This window comes from Azospirillum sp. TSH58 (genome assembly GCF_003119115.1).
Lineage (GTDB): Bacteria > Pseudomonadota > Alphaproteobacteria > Azospirillales > Azospirillaceae > Azospirillum.
Map to the genome: position 1 here is coordinate 1578291 of NZ_CP022367.1, position 21329 is coordinate 1599619.

Annotated in this window: 16 protein-coding genes; 7 read left to right on the forward strand and 9 right to left on the reverse strand. The window is 69.5% G+C overall.

The window, feature by feature from the left end:
• Positions 1-29 precede the first annotated feature (29 nt).
• The gene (aspS, locus tag TSH58p_RS28575; protein ID WP_109072460.1) at positions 30-1859 is read left to right on the forward strand and encodes an aspartate--tRNA ligase; all 1830 of its coding nucleotides are present in this window, start codon (positions 30-32) and stop codon (positions 1857-1859) included.
• A 115-nt stretch (positions 1860-1974) separates the two neighbouring features.
• Here the strand turns inward: aspS and TSH58p_RS28580 are convergent, their stop codons facing one another.
• Both TSH58p_RS28580 and TSH58p_RS28585 read right to left on the reverse strand, forming a co-directional pair.
• Positions 1975-2172, reverse strand: coding sequence for a hypothetical protein (locus TSH58p_RS28580; RefSeq protein WP_247874280.1), 198 nt, complete (start codon positions 2170-2172; stop codon positions 1975-1977).
• A gap of 178 nt (positions 2173-2350) precedes the next feature.
• Positions 2351-3229: a cell envelope integrity EipB family protein gene (locus tag TSH58p_RS28585; RefSeq protein WP_247874279.1), complete on the reverse strand. Its 879-nt coding sequence runs from the start codon at positions 3227-3229 to the stop codon at positions 2351-2353.
• 105 nt (positions 3230-3334) lie between these two features.
• On the opposite strand from TSH58p_RS28585, the gene TSH58p_RS28590 reads away from it, so the two are divergent.
• The 5 genes from TSH58p_RS28590 (at position 3335) to TSH58p_RS28610 (ending at position 9211) form a co-directional block, all read left to right on the forward strand.
• Positions 3335-4321 carry a D-glycerate dehydrogenase gene (locus tag TSH58p_RS28590; RefSeq protein WP_109072457.1) on the forward strand — a complete coding sequence of 329 codons (987 nt, stop codon included), beginning with the start codon at positions 3335-3337 and terminating at the stop codon, positions 4319-4321.
• 248 nt (positions 4322-4569) lie between these two features.
• Positions 4570-5364 carry a GGDEF domain-containing protein gene (locus TSH58p_RS28595; protein WP_109072456.1) on the forward strand — a complete coding sequence of 265 codons (795 nt, stop codon included), beginning with the start codon at positions 4570-4572 and terminating at the stop codon, positions 5362-5364.
• Positions 5365-5599: 235 nt separating this feature from the next.
• The gene (locus tag TSH58p_RS28600; protein WP_247874278.1) at positions 5600-7222 is read left to right on the forward strand and encodes an ATP-binding protein; all 1623 of its coding nucleotides are present in this window, start codon (positions 5600-5602) and stop codon (positions 7220-7222) included.
• A 186-nt stretch (positions 7223-7408) separates the two neighbouring features.
• On the forward strand, positions 7409-7786 hold the full coding sequence (locus TSH58p_RS28605; RefSeq protein WP_137140681.1) for a response regulator: 378 nt from the start codon (positions 7409-7411) through the stop codon (positions 7784-7786).
• Between the two features lie 27 nt (positions 7787-7813).
• Complete coding sequence (locus TSH58p_RS28610) at positions 7814-9211, forward strand: PleD family two-component system response regulator (protein ID WP_109072454.1); 1398 nt, start codon at positions 7814-7816, stop codon at positions 9209-9211.
• Positions 9212-9306: 95 nt separating this feature from the next.
• On the opposite strand, the gene rpmG is transcribed toward TSH58p_RS28610, so the two are convergent.
• From rpmG to rnr, 3 genes are all read right to left on the reverse strand, one after another.
• A complete protein-coding gene (gene rpmG, locus TSH58p_RS28615) occupies positions 9307-9474 on the reverse strand; it encodes a 50S ribosomal protein L33 (protein WP_012974790.1) in 168 nt (55 codons plus the stop codon).
• 161 nt (positions 9475-9635) lie between these two features.
• Positions 9636-11159: a S41 family peptidase gene (locus TSH58p_RS28620; protein WP_109072453.1), complete on the reverse strand. Its 1524-nt coding sequence runs from the start codon at positions 11157-11159 to the stop codon at positions 9636-9638.
• 215 nt (positions 11160-11374) lie between these two features.
• The gene (gene rnr, locus TSH58p_RS28625; protein WP_109072452.1) at positions 11375-13672 is read right to left on the reverse strand and encodes a ribonuclease R; all 2298 of its coding nucleotides are present in this window, start codon (positions 13670-13672) and stop codon (positions 11375-11377) included.
• Positions 13673-13797: 125 nt separating this feature from the next.
• Here rnr and TSH58p_RS28630 point away from each other — a divergent pair, with 125 nt between their 5' ends.
• Complete coding sequence (locus tag TSH58p_RS28630) at positions 13798-14469, forward strand: TIGR02117 family protein (RefSeq protein ID WP_109072451.1); 672 nt, start codon at positions 13798-13800, stop codon at positions 14467-14469.
• Between the two features lie 131 nt (positions 14470-14600).
• Here TSH58p_RS28630 and topA read toward each other — a convergent pair whose 3' ends face one another.
• The 4 genes from topA to TSH58p_RS28655 form a co-directional block, all read right to left on the reverse strand.
• Positions 14601-17471, reverse strand: a complete 2871-nt coding sequence (topA, locus tag TSH58p_RS28640) for a type I DNA topoisomerase (RefSeq protein WP_109469599.1) — start codon at positions 17469-17471, stop codon at positions 14601-14603.
• 53 nt (positions 17472-17524) lie between these two features.
• A complete protein-coding gene (gene dprA, locus TSH58p_RS28645; protein WP_109469625.1) occupies positions 17525-18646 on the reverse strand; it encodes a DNA-processing protein DprA in 1122 nt (373 codons plus the stop codon).
• A gap of 85 nt (positions 18647-18731) precedes the next feature.
• Positions 18732-19913 (reverse strand): helix-turn-helix domain-containing protein, encoded by a 1182-nt coding sequence (locus tag TSH58p_RS28650; protein WP_109469600.1) that lies wholly within the window; start codon positions 19911-19913, stop codon positions 18732-18734.
• Positions 19914-20061: 148 nt separating this feature from the next.
• The gene (locus TSH58p_RS28655; protein ID WP_109071518.1) at positions 20062-21039 is read right to left on the reverse strand and encodes a response regulator transcription factor; all 978 of its coding nucleotides are present in this window, start codon (positions 21037-21039) and stop codon (positions 20062-20064) included.
• Positions 21040-21329: the final 290 nt, after the last annotated feature.

Below are 21329 nucleotides of genomic sequence, written 5' to 3' on the forward strand. Positions count from 1 at the left end.
TTCCGACCTTTTCCAAGGTGTTTCGACCCATGCACCCCTACCGCACGCACACCTGCGGCCAGCTTCGCGAAGAGAACGCCGGTCAGATTGTCCGCCTGTCGGGCTGGATCAACCGCAAGCGCGACCATGGACAGCTCCTGTTCATCGACCTGCGCGACCATTACGGCCTGACGCAGTGCGTGGTCGACACCTCCAACCCGGCCTTCCAGGCGGCGGAGCGGCTGAAGCTGGAATCGGTCATCACCGTGACCGGCAAGGTGGTGAAGCGCACGGCGGAGACCATCAACGACCGTCTGCCGACCGGCCGCATCGAGGTGCAGATCGCCGATCTGGCGGTGCAGGGCGAGGCGGAGCAGATCCCGCTGCAGGTCAACCAGGACACCGACGCCGGCGAGGACGTGCGCCTGCGCTACCGCTTCCTGGACCTGCGCCGCGAGCGCATCCACGAGAACATCCTGCTGCGCTCGCGCGTCATCGCGTCGGCGCGCCGCCGCATGATCGACCAGGGCTTCACCGAGTTCCAGACGCCGATCCTGACCGCCTCCTCGCCGGAAGGCGCGCGCGACTATCTGGTGCCCAGCCGCAACCATCCGGGCAAGTTCTACGCGCTGCCCCAGGCGCCGCAGCAGTTCAAGCAGCTGCTGATGGTCGCCGGGTTCGACCGCTACTTCCAGATCGCCCCCTGCTTCCGCGACGAGGACGCCCGCGCCGACCGTTCGCCGGGTGAGTTCTACCAGCTCGACTTCGAGATGTCCTTCGTCACCCAGGAGGACGTGTTCGCCGCCATCGAGCCGGTGCTGCACGGCATCTTCGACGAGTTCGGCGGCTTCCGCCGCGAGACGCCGCCGGCCATCGACAAGCCGCCCTTCCGCCGCATCTCCTTCGCGGAGTCGATGCTGAAGTACGGCAACGACAAGCCGGACCTGCGCAACCCGCTGGAGATCACCGACGTCACCGCCGTCTTCAAGCGCGACGACGTGGAGTTCCGCGCCTTCAAGCAGACGCTTGAAAAGGGCGGCGTGGTCCGTGCCATCCGCGCCCCGAAGGTGTCCGACAAGCCGCGCAGCTTCTTCGACAAGCTGAACGACTGGGCGCGCGGTCTCGGCGCTCCGGGCCTCGGCTACATCATCTTCGAGGCGGCGGGCGGCAAGGGCCCGATCGCCAAGTTCGTGCCGGAGGCCGCCCAGGCGGAGCTGCGCACGGCGGCGGGCGTGGAGGACGGCGACGCGGTCTTCTTCGTCTGCGACCAGCCCGGCCCGGCGGCCAAGCTGGCCGGCTTCGCCCGCACGAAGATCGGCGAGGAGCTGGACCTGATCGAGAAGAACGCCTTCCGCTTCTGCTGGATCGTCGACTTCCCGATGTACGAGCTGGACGAGGAGACCAACAAGGTCATCTTCAGCCACAACCCCTTCTCCATGCCGCAGGGCGGCCTGGAGGCGCTGAACACGATGAACCCGCTGGACATCAAGGCGTACCAGTACGACATCGTCTGCAACGGCGTGGAGCTGTCCTCGGGCGCCATCCGGAACCATCTGCCGGAGCTGATGTACAAGGCGTTCGAGATCGCCGGCTACCCGCCGGAGGAGCTGGAAGCCCGCTTCGGCGGCATGCTCAGCGCCTTCAAGCTGGGCGCCCCGCCGCACGGCGGCTCGGCCCCGGGCATCGACCGCATCGTGATGCTGCTGGCCGACGAGCCGAACATCCGCGAGGTCATCGCCTTCCCGCTGAACCAGCGCGCGGAGGACCTGCTGATGCAGGCCCCGGCCCCGGTGGATCAGGCGCGCCTGCGCGAGCTGCACCTGAAGCTGGACCTGCCGAAGCCGAAGGTCGCCGCCGAGACGCCGAAGGCCGCCACCTGACGGTCCCGGCCATCCCTTTCCCTTCCCGCTTCGGCGGGAAGGGCAGGGCGGCCAACAAGAAAACCCCCCGTCCGCGAGGCCGGGGGGCTTTTCTTTGCTTCGGACCGGAAAGGCGTCAGGCCGCGACGTTGCCGGCGGGGGCCGATCCGATCATGCGGTAATAGTTGGAATCGACCAGGACGAGGCAGCTCAGCGTCTTCGCGTCGCCTTCATCCTCCGTGCTGACCACGCGGGCGTGCGGGATGCCGAACAGGGTTACGGTCTCCCGCACGCGCCAGGACCGCGCGTTGGTCGCGCCAACGGTCTGGAACACCTGTCCCACCAAAACCTGCTTCTTGGCCATAGGGAAACCCTTCATCCTGCTGTCGGTGCACGCCATGACTCCGTGGAGGCGTGGATGCACCATGCACAGTTTAGGCCAGTTTCCTCAAAATAAGGCAAATTGAATTGTAACGATTTGCGCCAAAGGCTGTGACCTTTGCGTCCGGCGGTCAGCAACCCGACTTCGGCAGCGCCTCCACCTTCTCCAGGATGGCGTTCACGGTGAAATCGCCGTAGTCGATCTGCATGGATTCGGCGACGCCGTTCTGCAGCAGGCGCAGGCTCATCTCATACTCGGGCTGGGCGGAATCGCTCTTCAGCGGGAAGAAGGCCATGCGCACCGGCCACGCCTTCTTGCCCTTCAGCAGCGGGTCGGCGCCGTCCTCCTTGATCGGCGTCCCCGCCCCGATGACCGTGGACACCTCGGTCGCCCCCTCGGAATCGGCGCCGTCGAAGACGACCCGGTTGAAGAAGGTGTCGCCGGCGCTGGCATGGTCGAGCACCGCCAGGGTGTGGGCGGTGGGGAACATGGTGTTGGGGGGCAGCTCCATATCCTGGGGCTCGGGCTTGGAGAAGGCGGCGGTGCCGGTGCCGTCCTTGGCCAGGCGGGCGTCGCCGCGCACCTCCTCGTCCTCTTCCCCGTTGATCAGCTTGCGGACGTTGAAGCGGTAGCGCTGCCCGTCCTTGGCCTCCCACGTCGTGTAGTTGGTGGTCATCGCCATCTCGTCGCCCTCGGCGTAGACGAAGCGGAGCTGGAAGCGCTGCTCCGTCGTCCAGCCGTCGCAGGCGTCGGCCCATTCGAACAGCATGCGGCCCCGCACGTCGCTGACCTTCGAACTGTTGCGGGCGGACAGCAGCGACATCTTGTAGACGGCGCGATGGGGCAGGATGTTCGCCGCCGCCCCGGCCGCCGCCCCCACCGCCGCGCCGGCCGCGTTGGCGGGGGCCGCCTGGGCCGGTCCGGTGGCTGGAAGGGCGGTCAGGGACACCAGGAACGCGCCGAAGGTCGCGCAAAGGGCGAGGCGGGCGGCGGAGCGGCGGTTCTGCAAAGCGACATCCACAGGTGATTGGCAGCGTCGGATGGATTATGGGTGTTTCGGCGTCGGAGCGGAAGGCCCGACCCCCCGAATAAACGGAAGGCTGAGGACAGAAACATGCGCAGCGACTCTCCCGCATCACGGCCCGTCCTCCTGGTGACCCGGCGCCTGCCCGAGGCGGTGGAGGCCCGCGCCGCGCGCGATTTCGACGCCCGGCTGAACCCGGAGGACCGCGCGCTGTCCGGCGCCGACATCGCCGCCCTGGCGGCGGAGACCGGCGCCGGGGGCATCCTCTGCACCGCCGGGGACCGGCTGGACGCCGCGGCCATCGCGGCCCTGCCCGACGCTGTGCGGATCGTCGCCACCTTCTCGGTCGGCACCGACCACATCGACCTCAACGCGGCCAAGGCCCGCGGCCTGATCGTCACCAACACCCCGGACGTGCTGACCGACGCGACCGCCGACATCGCGCTGCTGCTGATGCTCGGCGCCGCCCGGCGCGCGTCGGAGGGGGAGCGGATGATCCGCGCCGACGCCTGGACCGGCTGGACGCCGACCCAGCTTCTCGGCACCCATCTGGGAGGAAAGCGGCTGGGCATCATCGGCATGGGCCGAATCGGGCAGGCGGTGGCGCAGCGGGCGCGGGCCTTCGGCATGACCATCCACTACTCGAACCGGCGCCGCCTGCCCGTGGAGCAGGAGGCCGGGGCCGTCTACCACGCCGATCCCGAGGCGATGCTGGCGGTCTGCGACGTGCTGTCGCTGCATTTCCCGGCGACTCCGGAGACCACCCACTGGCTGAACGCGGATCGGATCGGGCGCCTGCCGCCGGGGGCGATCGTCGTCAACACCGCCCGCGGCTCCGTCGTCGACGACGAGGCCCTGATCGCCGCGCTGGCCTCCGGGCGGCTGGCCGCCGCGGGTCTGGACGTGTTCGAGAACGAGCCGAACCTGCACAGCGGCTACCGCGGGCTGGAGAACTGCTTCCTGCTGCCCCATCTGGGCAGCGCCACGGTGGAAACCCGCAACGCCATGGGCTTCAAGGCGCTCGACAATCTGGACGCCTTCTTCGCCGGGTCGGCGCCGCCGGACCGCGTGGTGTGACGTCGCCGCGAGCGGGCCTGTCGGGAGCCGGACAGGCCGTTTGTTCGAAAGCGGTTCAAAATAGAAAATAAATCAAAAATAGATAAAATTTTCCGTAACGGGCTGTTCTCCAGGCAATTTCTGCCTGGGGGCGGCCTTGCCCGGCAGAAGTTGCCGGGACGAAAGGCCTAGCCTTCTGGATATCCTCATGTGGCACGGCGATTGCTTCGAGTTCGGCGCAGCCAGTGCCGATCATGTGGAGAAAGCCCATGAGCGCCGTCGTGAACACCCAGGACCCGGACGCCGTTTCTGCCGACCATCACGACGGACTGCCTTTCGACCGCGGAACCCACGACCGGCTGCTGCGGATGCCGCCCATGCGCGGCCCCCGAATCGCCCATCCGGTGGTGGCCGTGACCGTCGAGGCGTCGGCCCTGGAGCGCCAACTCGCCGAGGCCCGAGCGACCATCGCCGAACAGCGTGACCGGATCGCCTATCTGGAAAGCCTGTCCATGACGGACGAGCTGACCGGCCTGCTGAACCGCCGCGGCTTCTTCAGTCATTTCCGGCGCGAGATCGCCGCCGCGCGGCGGCAGGGCGCCAAGGGAAGCGGGAAGGGCGGCGGCGTGCTGGTCATCATCGACCTGGACGGCTTCAAGCGGATCAACGACACCCATGGACACATGGCCGGCGACGCCTATCTGCGGCAGATCGCGCGGCTGCTCGTCGGGTCGGTCCGTGAGGAGGATGTGGTGGCCCGCCTGGGCGGCGACGAGTTCGCTCTGTTGCTGACCAAAACCGACGCGGCCTGTGGCGACCTCCGTGCCCGGCAGATCGCCGCTGCGGCGGGCCGCCGCAGCGTGCGATGGAACAACGCCGACCTGCCGATTCGATTTTCCTTCGGGGTGCAACCCTACGGCGCCGACGACCGGGAGGAGGAGGTGATCCGCCTCGCCGATTCCCGGATGTACAGCGACAAGGCCGGGCGCCGCCCGCGCTCCGCGGGACGCAAGGCGGGGCAGCCGACCGGTCACTGCGTGGCGAACCGCCGGACCACCGTCTGAGCCGGGCGCCCTCGCCGAACAAGCGTCGCCGACCGAAGGCATCGGGCAGCCTGTCGCACCCCCCAGGCCGGGCTTGACCGGACGGTCGATCCCACCGCAGCATCTGCACCTTTCCGTCGCAAAGGTGCCTGTCCTGAACACGTCTTCGGGCCGTCCGAATCCCTTCACGTCCCCGTCCGCGATCGGCGGGCCGGCCGCAAGGCCGCCCGATGGAATACAGCCGCACGGCGCTCTCGTGGCGCTGCACAGCGACGGCGAGACGATCCAGGCCTGCAGCGCCAACAGTGCGGATTTCCTCGGTCTGGCGCCGGAACGGCTGCTCGGCCGCGGCGTGGAAGTGCTTGGCCTCCCCGAGCTTGCGGATCTGCTGGCGAAGCTGCGCGCCCTGCCGCCCGACCTGCGGGCGCTGGGGGTGCATGCGTCCGTCACGCCCCCGGGGGGCCGGCCGCTGCCGGCCTTCCTGCACGAGCATGGCGGGCAGGTGATCCTCGAGGTGGAGAGGCCGCCCGCCGGGGTCGAGCGCTGGCCCGCCACGGCGGCACCCGCCGGCCTGCTGCCGGGGATCGCGTCCCTGCGCGGCGTCGCGGCGCTGGAGGCGATGGCGGCTCACACCGCCCAGACCGTTCGCCGTCTCACCGGGATGGACCGCGTGATCGTCTGCCGGTTCGACGAGTCCGGCAACGGGGAGGTGGTGGCGCGGGACGAGGCGCCGGACTGGAGCCACGCCGCGTCGGAACTCCGTCCCGGCGCGACCTTGCCGGCGAGCGCCTTCGACCGCGGGCCGGACGGATTTCCGCGGCTGCGCGTGGTCCTCGACCATTGGGCCGAACCGGTTCCTCTCCTGCGCGTCGACGCGGCGGATCCGCCGCCCGATCTGGCCCACGCGCATCTTCGCAGTCCGCCTGCGGCGCGCCGGGAGTTCCTGCGGCGCATGGGGGCCGGGGCGGCGCTGACCGTGCCGATCGTCCATGGCGGCAAGCCGTGGGGCGTGATCTCCGGCCACCGCCGCCGGCCCCATGGAATGCCGCCGTCCGTCCGGATGTTGGCCGCCATGGCCGCCGACGCGCTCGGCCTGATGCTCGACGCCGCCGAACGCGCGGTGGAACGGGAGCGCCGGGCCGCCCACGCGGCGCGCCAGGCGGAGGCGAACCGGGCCAAGTCCGACTTCCTGACGGGGATGAGCCACGAGCTGCGCACCCCGCTCAACGTCATCATCGGCTATTCGGATTTTCTGCTGCATCCGGGCACCGGTCCGCTGACCGACCGGCAGCGCGACTGCATCGGCAACATCCGCGCCTCCGGCACGCATCTCCTTGAACTCATCAACGATGTGCTGGATCTGTCGAAGATCGAAGCCGGCCATGTCGACCTGAACGACGAGGAGGTGGATGTCGCGGTGCTGGTGGGCGAGGTCTACGCCCTTCAGGAACTGGCGCTGTCCTCCGCCGGGCTGAGCTTCGACGCGCAGTTTCCCCGTCCGCTGCCGCGGCTGCGCGCGGACCGGCGGTCGTTGCGGCAGATCCTGCTGAACCTGCTGTCCAACGCCGTCAAGTTCACCCCGGCGGGCGGGCGGGTCACCATCGACGTGACGCGCACGGAGGAGCGGACCGGGACCGGGCTGCGCATCGCCGTGATCGACACCGGAATCGGCATCGCGGAGGAGCACCGCCCCATCGTCCTGGAACCCTTCCGGCAGGTGCCGGGAGAGCGCATCCGCGGCGGCGCCGGAACCGGCTTGGGCCTGCCCATCGTGCGGTCCCTGGTGGAAGCCCATGGCGGGCGGCTGGTGTTGACCGGCGGGCCGGGGCAAGGCACGCGGATCGACCTGCATTTCCCGGCGGAGCGGGTGATCGCCTGATGGAAACCGTGGAATTCCTGGGACTTCTCGGGATGTGGCGGGCAGCGACGACCATCGCTAACGACAATTTAACCGTCGCGGCGGGACAGTGAACGGGATATACCGGTCTTTCCGGGTGTGGTCGCTGCAAGCCGGAGCGCGGGTGGCACGATGCTCGCGGAACCGAACAGCCCCAAGAAGGCGCCGATGGACGACCGAACCGTGAAGCGTGTCCTGATCGTCGAGGACAACGAGCTGAACATGAAGCTCTTCCACGATCTGCTGGAAGCGCACGGCTACGCGACGCTTCAGACCCGCAACGGGATGGACGCCCTGTCCATCGCGCGGGAGCACCGGCCGGACTTGATCCTGATGGACATCCAGTTGCCCGAAGTGTCGGGGCTGGAGGTCACGCGCTGGATCAAGGACGATCCCGAACTGGCAAGCATTCCGATCATCGCGGTGACCGCCTTCGCGATGAAGGGGGACGAGGAGAAGATCCGGGAGGGCGGCTGCGAGGACTACATCGCCAAGCCGATCTCGGTGACGAAGTTCCTGCAAGCCGTTCAGAAATTCCTTCGTTAACCTTTTACGGGATCGGTCGCACGCTCCATGTCCGCTCGCGTCCTCGTCGTCGATGATGTCCTTCCGAACGTGAAGCTGCTCGCGGCGAAGCTGACGCGCGAGTATTTCAACGTCATCACCGCCAGCAACGGTCCCGAGGCGCTGGAGGCGGTCCGGCGGGAGTCGCCGGACATCGTTCTGCTCGACGTCATGATGCCCGGCATGGACGGGTTCGAGGTGTGCGAGAAGATACGCTCGGACCCCGCGACCATGCACATCCCGGTGGTGATGGTCACCGCCCTGTCCGACGGCGCCGATCGTGTGCGCGGGCTGGAGGCCGGGGCCGACGACTTCCTGACCAAGCCGGTCAACGACGTGGCCCTGTTCGCGCGGGTGCGCTCGCTCGTCCGCCTGAAGATGATGATGGACGAATGGCGGCTGCGCGAGACCACCTCCGGCCAGTTCGGAGTCCTGGAGCCGACCGGCACGCTGCACAGCGAATCCTTCGAGGGCGCCCGCATCCTGGTTCTGGAGGATTCGCGGCTCGATCTGGCCAAGATCGCCGAAACGCTGCAGCGCGACCATGGCCATGTCATGTCCGCCGAAACCTGCGCCACGGCGCTGGAGCGCGCGCTGGGCGACGATCTGGATCTCGTGGTGATCAGCCTGACCCTGATGAACGAGGACGGTCTGCGCCTGTGCTCCCAACTCCGCTCCCACGAGCGCACGCGGCAGGTGCCGATCCTGCTGGTGGTGGAGGAGGGCGACCTGAACCGGGTCGCCAAGGGGCTGGAACTGGGCGCCAACGATTACGTCATCAAGCCGATCGACCGGAACGAGCTTCTGGCCCGCGCGCGCACCCAGATCCGCCGCAAGCGCTATCAGGAGCGGCTGCGCGCGAACTACGAGCAGAGCCTGTCCATGGCCCTGACCGACAGCCTGACGGGAGTCTTCAACCGCCGCTACATCAACGCTCATCTGCCGCGGCTGCTGGAGCGGGCGATCGACAATCACAAGCCGGTGGCGATCCTGCTGTTCGACATCGACCATTTCAAGGTCGTCAACGACAGCTACGGCCACACCGTGGGCGACGAGGTGCTGAAGGAGGTGTCCAACCGCGCCAGCCGCAACCTGCGCACCTTCGATCTGGTGGCGCGGCTCGGCGGCGAGGAGTTCGTGGTGATCCTGCCGGACACCGACGCCGAAGCGGCGCTGTCGGTGGCGGAGCGGCTGCGCACCCGCATCGCCGACACGCTGTTCAAGGTCAGCGCCGACGTGGGCGAGATCCCGGTCACGGTGTCCATCGGCGTGGCGGCCGGCGGCCGGCTCGGCGACACGGCCGAAGGGCTGATCCGGCGGGCCGACGAGGCGCTCTACGAGGCCAAGCGCTCCGGGCGCAACCGCAGCGTCGCCGATCCCCGCGCCAATGCTCTGCAGGCTCCCTGAGCGGGACCCGGAGACGGGGTCGCGAGAAATAGCATCCGGACAAGCAAAAGGCCGCCAGAAGGCGGCCTTTCTGATTTCGGAGCTCCGGGGAAACCTTACTTGATCTTGGCTTCCTTGAACTCGACGTGCTTGCGAGCCACCGGGTCGTACTTGCGGAACGACAGCTTCTCGGTGGTCTTCTTCGGGTTCTTCTTCTTCACGTAGAAGAAGCCGGTGTCGGCCGTGCTCACCAGCTTGATGAGGACGGTGTTCTGCTTCGCCATGATCTCAATCCCGACTAAAAATCCGTGACCCGCCAGCCCGGCGGGGCGGCGTCGTAGCGGGGGAAGATACCCGCTACAGCCGCGATGTCAAGCCTTTGTAAAGTGCCAGGAAGGGCCGATCCGAGTCCTTTTTCCGCCCGCAAATCGGGGCGAAAAACGACTCAGCGCTCGGCCACCGTGTTGGTCGAGGACAGGGCGACCGCGCGCTGATAGAGCGCCGGTTCGGCGAGAAGGCGCAGCGCCACCTTCAGGTCCAGTTCCGGTTCATGCTCCTTCCAGGGGCAGGCCTCGCGCAGGCGGGCCAGCGCCTCCTCGTCGTCGGCGGCGCGGGCGCGCCAGCCGGCGAACTGGGTCATCGGGCGCGCCCGGCCGTCGCGCAGGTCGGACAGCAGGGCGCCGGGGTCGTCCTGGCCGGTGCGGCTGGTGCAGACCGTCGGCTGCACGCCCTGGCGGTGCAGGGTGTAGCCCGCGGGCGTGTAGATGCGGCTCCAGGTCAGGAACAGCTCGCCGTCGTTGGGCAGGCGGGTCACCGTCTGGACGCTGCCCTTGCCGTAGGAGGAGGCGCCGACCACCACCGCGCGGCCCGAGTCCTGGAGCGCCGCCGCCACCACCTCGGCGGAGGAGGCGGAGCGCCCGTCGACCAGAACCACCAACGGCATCCCTTCGGCGATGTCGTCGGGACCGGCCTCGAAGCGCTGGCGGCTGTCGGGATGGCGGCCCTCGGTCGTGATGATCTTGCCCTGGGCGATGAACAGGTCGGCCACCGCGACCGCCTGGTCGAGCAGGCCGCCAGGGTTGCCGCGCAGGTCGAGCACGAAGCCGCGCAGACCCTTGCCGACGCTCTGCCGCGTGGAGAGGACGGCGTCGCGCAGGTTGGAGGCGGTGGCGGCGTTGAAGCGGTCCACCTTCAGCACGCCGACCTGCTCCGACACGCTGGCGTTCACGGTGTTGGGAACCACGCGCTCCCGACGGAGGGGGGCGCGGCGCGGCGGGTTGTTGTCGCGCGCCACGGTCAGCAGGACCATGGTCCCGGTCGGGCCGCGCAGACGGTCGCGCATGTCCGATTCGCTCAGGCGCGCGGTCAGGTCGCCGTCGATGGCCAGAAGCTGGTCGCCGCCGCGGATGCCGGCGCGGTCGGCCGGGCTGCGCGGCAGCACGTTGCGGATCAGGGTGCGCCCGTTCGCCGTCTCCAGCGACAGGCCGATCCCGCCGTACCCCTCGCGCTGGGCGCGCTCGCTGGTGGCGCGCTGGGTGCCGGTGTAGCGGGAATAGCCGTCCAGATCCGTCATCACGGAATCGAGGACCACCTGATAGACCCGCTCCGGGACCGCCTGGTAGAGGGTGGGGGAATAGAGGCGTGCGCGCTCCACGGCCTTGGTGGTCAAGGCGGCCCAGCCGGCGGCGTCGGACAGGGACGGGGCGGCGTACTCGCCGATCAGGCTGCCGGACACGTACAGGCGTACGGTGCTGCCCTGGCGCTCGGCGCGGGCGGTCGGATCGATGGTCGCGAGACCCTTCAGCCCGTCCAGCCCGAGGCGGCCGAAATCGACCTGTTGCAGGTACACTTCGGCGATCTTGCCGTATGCGACGGCGAAGACCTGTTCGCTGATGAAGGCGGCTTCGGTCGCGGCTTCGGCCGGACGGGACAGCGTCCCGCCGAGGCTTCCGAGGCCGACCGCGAGCATGGCAGCCGCGAGCGGGACCGACAGACGCCCGCGCGGCGAAAATCCTCGTTTCCGTATGCCCATGGCGCGCCGTACGCGGCCTCCTTTCCCACAGGCGGACCCGGACGGTCACCCGCCGGATTCGAACGGATAAGGAATAGCACTTCAGAAAAGAGGGCTGGCGGGACAAAAGACGGGGGCGGGACTCTTTGTTGCGGAATGTCCACCACTGTGACTCAGCGGCCACGCTTCCGTTGCTTTTGGGTTGTCCGGCCCGCGAAACGGGCGTTCCGCGGGGGGTGACCAGGGTGGCCGGATTGCAACGGATGATCGGTGGTGCCCGCCATATCCCCGGTGTCGTTCCCCTCGGCGCGGGGCAGGGCGAACAGGGTGCTGCCGGTCAGCGGGTCGGCCTCGATCAGCACCACCTTCACCGCGGCGCCCAGCCGGTAGCGGCGGCCGCTGCGCTGGCCGACCAGCGCGTGGGCGCGCTCGTCATGCTCGTACTGGTCGTCGGGCAGGGTGCTGGCGGGGATCAGCCCGTCGGCGCCGCTCTCGTCCAGCCGGATGAACAGGCCGAAGCGGGTGACCCCGGAAATCCGTCCGCTGAACAGGGCGCCCACGCGGTCGGCCAGGAAAGCGGCGGTGAAGCGGTCGATGGCGTCGCGCTCGGCGGTGGCGGCGCGGCGTTCGGTCATCGAGATGTGCTCGCCGATGTCGGTCAGCCCGGCCATGGCCGCGTCGTCCAGCCCGCCCGGCCCCAGCCCGTGCGCGCGGATCAGCGCCCGATGGACGATCAGGTCGGCGTAGCGGCGGATCGGCGAGGTGAAGTGGGCGTAGCGGTCGAGCGACAGGCCGAAATGGCCGATGTTCTCCGGGCTGTATTCCGCCTGCGACTGGCTGCGCAGGATGACCTCGCTGACCAGCTGCGAGTCCGCCGTGCCGGCGGCGCGGTCGAGGATCGCGGTGAAATGGGCCGGGGTCAGCCGCGGCACCCGCGGCAGCGTGTAGCCGATGCCGGTCAGGAACTCGCGCAGCGTCTCCTGCTTGTCGAGCGACGGCTGGTCGTGGACGCGGAACAGGCCGGGCATGCCCGCCCGCTCCAGGCTGTCCGCCGCCGCGACGTTGGCGCAGATCATGAACTCCTCGATCAGCCGGTGGCTGTCGAGACGCTCGCGCGGCGCGATCTCGGCCACACGCCCGCGCCCGTCCAGCCGGACGCGCCGTTCCGGCAGGTCCAGCTCCAGCGTGCCGCGGCGCTGCCGGGCCGCCCACAGGCGGGCGTAGGCGCCGTAGAGCGGGGCGATGACCGTCTCCAGGAGCGGCGCCGTCGCCTCGTCCGGGGCGCCGTCGCGGGCCGCCTGCACCTGCTCGTAGGTCAGCCGCGCGGCGGAGCGCATCAGGCCGCGCACGAAGCGGTGGCGCAGGAGCGCGCCGTTGCGGTCGATCCACAGATGCGCCGCGACGCAGGCGCGGTCCTCGTGGGGGCGAAGCGAGCAGAGGTCGTTGGACAGCGCCTCCGGCAGCATCGGCACGACGCGGTCGGGGAAATAGACGGAGTTGCCGCGCTCGTAGGCCGCCCGGTCCAGCGCCGAATTGGGGCGCACGTAGAAGGCCACGTCGGCGATGGCGACCAGCAGGTGCCAGCCGCCGTCGTTCGCCGGGTCGGGGTCCGGCTCCGCCCACACCGCGTCGTCGAAATCGCGGGCGTCGGCGCCGTCAATGGTCACCAGCGGCAGGTCGCGCAGGTCCGTCCGTCCGCTCAGGGAGGGCACGGCGGCGTGCGACGCCTCGCGCAGGGCGGCGGGCGGGAACTCGGTGGGCAGCCCGTGGGTGTGGATGGCGATCAGGCTGACGGCGCGCGGCTCGGCCGTGTGGCCCAGCCGCTCCGCCACGCGCGCCTGCGGCAGCCCCATCCGGGATGCCGGCAGCAGGTCGGCCAGCACCAGCTCGCCCGGCTCGGCGTCGTTGCGGTTGGCCGGCAGGACCAGCAGCTCGGTCTTGTTGCGCTTGTCGGTGGGGACGATGCGCCCGCCGTCCGCCGCGGGGTAATAGACGCCGAGCACGCGCCCCACCGTCCCGTCCAGCCGGCGGATGGTGCGGGCCTCGTAGAGCCGGTCGTTGATGCGGCTGAGCTTCGCCAGAACCCGGTCGCCCGCTCCCAGCGTCGGGTGGCCCTTCCGCTCCGGCATCAGGAAGATGCGCGGCGGGTTGCCTTCGCCCGTCCAGGTGACCGGGCGGGCGGTGACCTCGCCGTCCGCGTCGGTGCCGGTCACCTCCAGCACGGCGACCTCCGGCAGCGACTGCGGCGGGGCGACGCGCTTGTTGCGCCCGCGCTCCACGGCGCCGTCGGCCTCCAGTTCCTTCAGCAGTTCCTTCAGCCTCTCGCGGTCGTCGCTGCCCGACAGCTTGAAGGCGCGCGCGATCTCGCGCTTGCCGACCGGAGTCGTGCTGTTGCGGATGAAGGAGAGGACCGTGTCCTTGTCGGGAAAGCTTCCGGGAAAGCTGCCGGAGCGGCGGGAGGTGTCGGTCAAGGGAATCCGTGCCGTGGAGAGTGGACCGCTTAAGTAAGCCCTGGGCGCGGCGAATCCAACCGCAACGCCATGGCTTCGCCGCAAAGACGCGCCAGAACCGTGCCGGGCGTGGCGGGGGCGCATCCATGAGGATACTGCGGAACGGGGTGCTGCTGGCGTTGGCCGTTCCGGCGATGGCTGCCGGGGCCTATCTGCTTGCCGCTGCGGTGCTGTCCCGCCTCGCGGTGGATGGGCAGCCGGCGGCGCGGGAGGGCGTGGAGATCTTCGTCTGCACCAACGGAGTCCACACCGATCTGGTGCTTCCCGCCGTCACGGACGCCGTGGACTGGACCACCGACATGCCAGGCGGCGATTTCCCCGGCGCCGGTCCCGGGACGAGCCATCGCTCCTTCGGCTGGGGGGACCGCGCCTTCTATCTGGAAACCCGCGAATGGTCGGACCTGCGCCTGTCCACGGCGCTGTCCGCCCTGTTCGGCCGCGGTCCCTCGGTGATGCACGTCTACGCGCTGCACAGCCCGGAGGGGAGCCCGGACTGTGGCGCGCTGGTGCTGGGCGAGGGGCAGTACCGCGCCCTGGCGGCCTTCGTGAGCGGCAGCTTCCGCCGCGACGGGGCGGGGCGGGTGATGCCTCTGCCGGGCAGCGGCTATGGAGCGACCGACCTCTTCTACGAGGCGATCGGCCATTACAGCCCGGTCGAGACCTGCAACGAATGGACCGGCAAGGCCTTGCGCGCCGCCGGGGTGACCGTGGGCGCCTGGACGCCGTTCGAAGGCGGTGTCATGCGCTGGGTGCGGTAGGGAGCGGCTGTTGTCCCCTCTCCCCTCCGCTCACGCGCAAACTTCGTTTGCGCTGACGCGACAGGCGGACCTTCGGTCCGCCGAAAGCGGGGAGAGGGTTTAAGACGGCGTTGCCGATGACGAGGGAGAGATCAAGCCCGCTTGCGGGCGGCGGGCTTTTCCTCGCTCGCGTCGGTCTTGGCGTCGGTCTTGTCGGCCTCGGCGGCATCGGCCTTCTTGGTCGCGGCCTTTTTCGGAGCGGCCTTCTTCACCGCGTCCTTCTTGGCCGATTCCTTCTTGGCCGGTTCCTTCTTGGCGGTTGTCGCCTTGGCCTTGGTCGCCTTCTCGGCCTTGGCGGGCGCCTCGGCACCGTCGGCCGCCGCCGGTTCGGCGTCCTTCGGGGCCTTGCCCTTCTTGGCGGCGTCCTTGGCGGCCTTGGCCTCCAGAAGCTCCAGCGCCTGCTCCAGCGTCACGCTGTCCGGCTCCGTGCCCTTGGGGATGGAGGCGTAGACGGAGCCGTGCTTGACGTAGGGACCGAAGCGCCCCGCGCCGGTGGTGACCGGCTTGCCGGTCTTCGGATGGTCGCCCAGCGTCTTGGCGGGGGCCGACGCCTTCTTGGCGGCGCCGGCCAGCAGGTCCACCGCGCGGTTGATGCCGATGGTCAGCACATCGTCGTCCGGCGTCAGCGACTTGTAGACGCTGCCGTGCTTCAGATAGGGGCCGAAGCGCCCGATGCCGGCGCTGATCTCCTCTCCCGTCTCCGGGTGGTTGCCGATGCTGCGCGGCAGGGCCAGCAGCTTCAGCGCCGTGTCGAGATCCACGTCGGCGGCGGCCATGCCCTTGGGGAGCGAGACGCGCTTGGGCTTCGGCGCCTCGACCTTGGCCTTCTTCTTGCCCTTGGTCTTCTTGCCGTCGGCGGGGGCTTCCTCGACCACCGCCTCGGCCGGGGCGGCGGCCACCGGGGGCGGGCCGAGCTGGATGTAGGCGCCGTAGGGGCCGCGCCGGACCGTCACCGGCAGGCCGGTTTCCGGATCGTTGCCCAGCTCGCGCGGGCCTTCCTGCACCTCGCCGTTCTCATCGTTGGCGACGGCGAGCGGGCGGGTGTAGCGGCACTCGGGGTAGCGCGAGCAGCCGATGAAGGCGCCCATCTTGCCGAGCTTCAGGCCGAGCCGGCCCTGGCTGCACACCGGGCAGACGCGCGGGTCGTGGCCCGGCGTGCCGCTGTCGGCGTTGGTCGGGAAGAAGTGCGGCCCCAGCTCCTCGTCCAGCGTGGTCAGGACCTGGGTGATGGTCAGGTCCTTGGTCCCGTCCACCGCGACGTGGAAGGCGCGCCAGAAGTCGCGCAGCACGGTCTTCCAGTCGATCCGCCCGTCGGAGATCTCGTCGAGCTTGTTCTCCAGGTCGGCCGTGAAGTTGTACTCGACATACCGGTTGAAGAAGTTCTTCAGGAAGGCGGTGACCAGACGCCCGCGGTCTTCCGGAATGAAGCGCCGCTTGTCGAGCCGCACGTAATTGCGGTCCTGCAGCACCTGGAGGATGGAGGCGTAGGTGGACGGGCGGCCGATGCCCAGCTCCTCCAGCTTCTTCACCAGGCTCGCCTCGGTGTAGCGGGGCGGCGGCTGGGTGAAATGCTGTTCCGGGCTGATGTCGCCGCGGGCGAGGGCGTCGCCCTGCTCCATGGCGGGCAGGCGGCGCTCCTGGTCTTCTTCGGCGGCGCCGTCGTCGCGGTCCTCCTGGTAGACCTTCAGGAAGCCGTCGAACACCACGACCGAACCGGTGGCCCGCAGCACGACGTCCTTGGACGGCGAGGCGATGTCCACCGCCACCTGATCCAGCACCGCGCTTTCCATCTGGCTGGCCAGAGTGCGCTTCCAGATCAGCTCGTACAGCCGCAGCTCGTCGTTTTCCAGATAGGAGGCGACCTCCTCCGGGCGGCGGAACAGATCGGTCGGGCGGATGGCCTCGTGCGCTTCCTGGGCGTTCTTGGCGGCGGTCTTGTAGACGCGCGGCTGGGCCGGGACGTAGCGCTCGCCCCAATGGGAACCGATCAGGTTGCGGGCGCCCTCGATGGCCTCCTGCGACAGGCTGACGCCGTCGGTTCGCATGTAGGTGATGAGGCCGACGGTCTCGCCGCCGATGTCCACGCCCTCGTACAGCCGCTGGGCGGTGCGCATGGTGCGGGTGGCGCCGAAGCCCAGCTTGCGCGAGGCCTCCTGCTGCAGGGTCGAGGTGGTGAAGGGCGGGGAGGGGTTGCGGCGGCTCTGCTTGCGCTCCACCGTCGCGACCGAGAAGGCCTGCGGGCTGATGCGCGCCACCGCGGCCTCCGCCGCCTCGCGGGCGGGCAGGGCGAACTTGTCGAGCCGCTTGCCGTCGAGCTGGGTGAGCTGGGCCGTGAAGGAGGAACCGCCCGGCGTGGCGAAGCCCACCTCGATGGTCCAGTACTCCTGCGGCTTGAAGACCTCGATCTCCGACTCGCGTTCGCAGATCAGGCGCAGCGCCACCGACTGGACGCGGCCCGCCGAGCGGGAGCCCGGCAGCTTGCGCCACAGCACCGGCGACAGGGTGAAGCCCACCAGATAATCGAGGGCGCGGCGGGCCAGATAGGCGTCCACCAACTCCCGCGAGACGTCGCGCGGGGCCTCCAGCGCGGCCTGGACGGCGCTCTTGGTGATTTCGTTGAAGGTGATGCGCTGGACCTTGGAATCGTCGATCAGCCGCTTTTCGCGCAGCAGCTCCGACAAATGCCAGGCGATGGCTTCCCCTTCGCGATCCGGGTCGGTGGCGAGATAGACGCGCTCGGCCCCTTTGACCGCCTTGGCGATCTCATCGATGTGGCGCTTGGAGCGGTCGCCCAGCTCCCAGTCCATGGCGAAGTCCTCGTCCGGACGCACCGATCCGTCGCGCGCCGGAAGGTCGCGCACATGGCCGAAGCTGGCGACCACGGTGTAGTCCGAGCCAAGGTATTTGTTGATGGTTTTCGCCTTGGCCGGCGATTCGACGATGACGACGTTGCTGCCCGGCAAGAGTCCGCGCCCCTGAAAGTGCCTATCCCATACACCGGCGGTGCGGATCGGGATCAGATCAGGTTCACCTGATTCCCAGGCTGGCGCTGGACACGGCCCGCAAGCTCAAGTTCCAGCACCACGGTCAACACCACCGGAGCGGACAATTGGCACCCGCGGACGAGTTCGTCAATGGCAACCGGCGTGTGACCGAGGTTTTCCAGGATGACGGCGCGCGCCGCGTCAAGGTCCGACTCGGACGGAACGGCGGGGCGGGGGGCGGCGAACAGGTCGCCCTGGCGTTCCCGAACGGCGGGCGGCGACAGGCTGTCCAGCGCCCGCAACACGTCGTCCACCCCTTCCACCAAGGCCGCCCCCTGACGCAGCAGATTGTTGGTGCCGTGGCAGCGCGGGTCGAGCGGCGAACCGGGAACCGCCATCACCTCCCGCCCCTGTTCCAGCGCCATGCGCGCGGTGATGAGGGAGCCGGAGCGCAGCGCCGCCTCCACCACCAGCACCCCCAGCGACAGGCCGGAGATCAGCCGGTTGCGGCGGGGGAAATGGCGGGCCTGCGGCGTGGTGCCGACGGCGCATTCGGCGAGGATCACGCCCTGCTGCACTATGTCGCGGTAGAGTTTCTCGTTCTCCGGCGGGTAGACGACGTCGGCGCCGCCCGCCACCACCGCCGCCGTGCCGGTGCCGAGCGCCCCGGCGTGGGCCGCCGTGTCGATCCCCCGCGCCAGCCCGGAAACGACCAGCAACCCGGCCTCCCCCAGCTCCCGCGCCAGCCGCTCGGCGAACTTCTTGCCGTTCATCGAGGCGTTGCGCGCCCCGACCAGCGCCACCGCGCGCCGTTGCAGCAGATGCGGGTGGCCGAGGGCCGACACCACCGGGGGCGCGTCGTCCAGCGCCGCCAAGGGTTCCGGATAGTCGGGCTCGCAGGAACAGAGCAGGCGGGCGCCGATGCGGTCGTTGGCGGCCAGTTCGCGGTCGATGTCCGCTTTCGGCGCGATGCGCAGCGGCTTGGTCCGCCCGCCGCGCTTGGCGAGGTCGGGCAGCGCCTCCAGCGCGGCGCCGGCGCTGCCGAACCGCTCCAGCAGGCGGTGGAAGGTGATCGGCCCGACATTCTCCGATCGGATCAGACGGAGCCAGTCGAACCGCTCGGCGGCGGGCAGGGAGCGGCGCGGTTGAATCATGTCCCATTTCATACAACCGGCGACGGGGCGCGATCAACACGCAAACGTGTGCGCTGGCCGCATTCCCAAGACCCCGGCACGGCCCTCATTTGCGCCAGAAGGTGAAAAGTCCCTTCTTCTTCGGCGGGGCCTCCGGTTCGGGTTCCGGCTCCGGTTCCGGCTCGTCGTCGAAGGAGAAGGGATCGTCCTCGGCGTCGGCTTCCGCGGTTCCGGTCGGCTCGCTTCCGGCCTTGGGCTCGTCCGGCTCGTCGTCGGTGTCGAAGGAGAACGGGTCCTCGTCCGGCTCCGCGTCCTTGTCCCCGGAAGTGTCCTTGGACGGCTCCTCCGTTTCGTCATCGTCGAAGCTGAAAGGGTCGCCGCCGTCGTCGGAGTCGGTCGCCTCGGCCGTTTCGTCGCCGGCCTTCTCGTCCGTGTCGTCGGTGTCGAAGCTGAAGGGATCGCTGCCGTCCTCGTCATCATCGTCGAAGCTGAAGGCATTGGCGTCACCGCCGCCAGCGGCGTCGTCCTTGGCCGCGTCCTCGTCGTCCTCGTCGTCGTCGAAGCTGAAGGCGGAGAAATCCGAGGATTCCTCTTCATCCTCATCGTCGGCGCCGCCGAGGGCCGTGGCGGCGACGGCGACGGCGCCCGCCGCGGTCTGGCCACGGCGCATTTCCGCCTTGAAGCGCTCCAACTCCTCGCGGAAGCGGTCCTCGGCCTCGGTCCAGCGCTGGCGCTCCTGGTCGAGGGTGGCGAGCAACTCCTCTTCCCGCGCACGGGCGGCGGTGCGCTCCGTGTCGAGCGCCTGGATCAATTCCTCCTGGCGCTGGAGAAGCGTCTCGTGCCGCGTCTCCAGCGTGTCGATGACCTCGCGCACATACTGTTCGAAGGCGTGGAACTGGAGCGCCAGAACGTCCTCGTCGGCGCTGGCCGCCGCCGCGCTGGCCGCCGTCTTCGCAGCCTTGGGCGCCTTGCCCGCCTTGGTCGTCCGCGTCCCGCCGGGCGCGGGCGGCGGCGGGGCGGGGGCAGCGGCGGGGGCTGGGGGCGTGCGGGCACCGGCGGGGGTGGCGCCGTCGCCCCCCAGCCAGCGCGACACCAGGATGTAGGAGACCTGAAGCTCCTCCGCGATGCGGCGGTAGCTCCAGCCCTGGGCGCGCAGCCGTTCGGCCAGACGCTGGCGGTCCGGCTCCTCGCTGGGCGTCGCCGGCCGCGTCGGCAGGGAGGATGTCGGACCGATCCCCTCCGTGGGGGTCGCGACGACGATCACATCCTTCAGTTTCTGGTCGGCCATCGGGTCTCCGCCGTCCTGCGCGCAGGGCGTTCCTTGCCGCGATGCTCGCCGCATTCAGGGCACGCTGTCGATCCGGGACAGGTCCCGGTTGAAGCAGTCTGGGGGGGAAACCCGCCGGACCGGGCCAATTCGCGCCGATCCGGCCCGGTCAGGTCAGTTCCTGGATGTGCTCGACATAGCCGGACAGGGCGGCGATCCCCTGCTCGGTCAGCTCGATGAAGACGCGGCGGCCGTCCTTCTCGTCGGCGATCCGGCGCACCAGCCCGCGGTCGTGCAGTTCGGTGATCCGCCGCAGCGCCGTGGTCTGGGCCACGCCGGAGGCCATGCACAGCGACGACACGGAAATCCGCCGCCCGCGCAGATGGTTGGCCATCAGGTCCAGCAGCATGTCCCAGCAGGGGTCCTCGAACAGCCCCTTCGGGAAGTACTTGTCGCGGGCGACGCGGGATTGCTGGAGCGTCCTCAACACCGCCAGACGCCGGTTCTCTCCCGCCGCGGCGGGGGCGGAGGACGGTGCGGCCGGTGCGGGGACCGGAACCGGGACGGCAACCGCCGGCTGGCCTTCGCGCAACGCCTTCACCGCCTCGATCAGGGCGAGGCCGTGGCGGTAGGCGTCCTCCAGCGCGCCATTCAACCCGCTGTTGCCGGTGGACGGGGGAGGGGCGGGCAGCGGGGCCGCCGCCTGGTGGGCGGCCAGGGCGCGGGCGAGCGCGCCATGGAGCTGGCTGCCGTCCTGCGGGTCGCTGACGAAGTCCGCCGCGCGCAGATGCATGGCGCGGACGACGTCCGCCGCCGTGGCGTTGGGCGCGACGACGATGACCTGGAGATGCCGCTGCACGCTCTTGCGCATCCGCTCGACCAGCGCCAGCCCGTCGAAATGGGGCAGGGCCAGTTCCACCGCCACGATGCCGATGCTGCCGTCCGCCTCCAGCGTGTCGAGCGCCGCGATGGGGTCGTGGGTCACATGGATGCGGTGGCCGTTGCGTTCGAAGGCGTCGTGCATGCCGATGCCCAGCGCGCGGTCCGCGCAGGCGATCAGAATGGACGTCGCCGAAACATGAAGGCCGGCGCTGGTCTGGACCGGACGCACCGGCCACGCCAAGGGTCGCTCCAACTCGATCCGCATCGAAGCCCTTCCCCCGTTGGGTGCATGGAATGCTGTGCTTAAGGATTACCACGCAAAGCAAACCATCATGGATGCAATCATGGTCCAAAATAGAGCGATCAAAAAATGTCTCAAAATTCCGCAAAAATCCGATCGATTAGGCGGAACGGCATAGAGTATCCGGTTTGCGGTGCCGGATGTTCTTCGCCCGATACATCAAAGCCGGTGAATTGCGCCTGCCGGTTGCGGATTGGCCGGTGCTGGAACGCGCGTGGCGCGGTCGGGCCGGAGCGGAGCCATGTCGCAAGGGT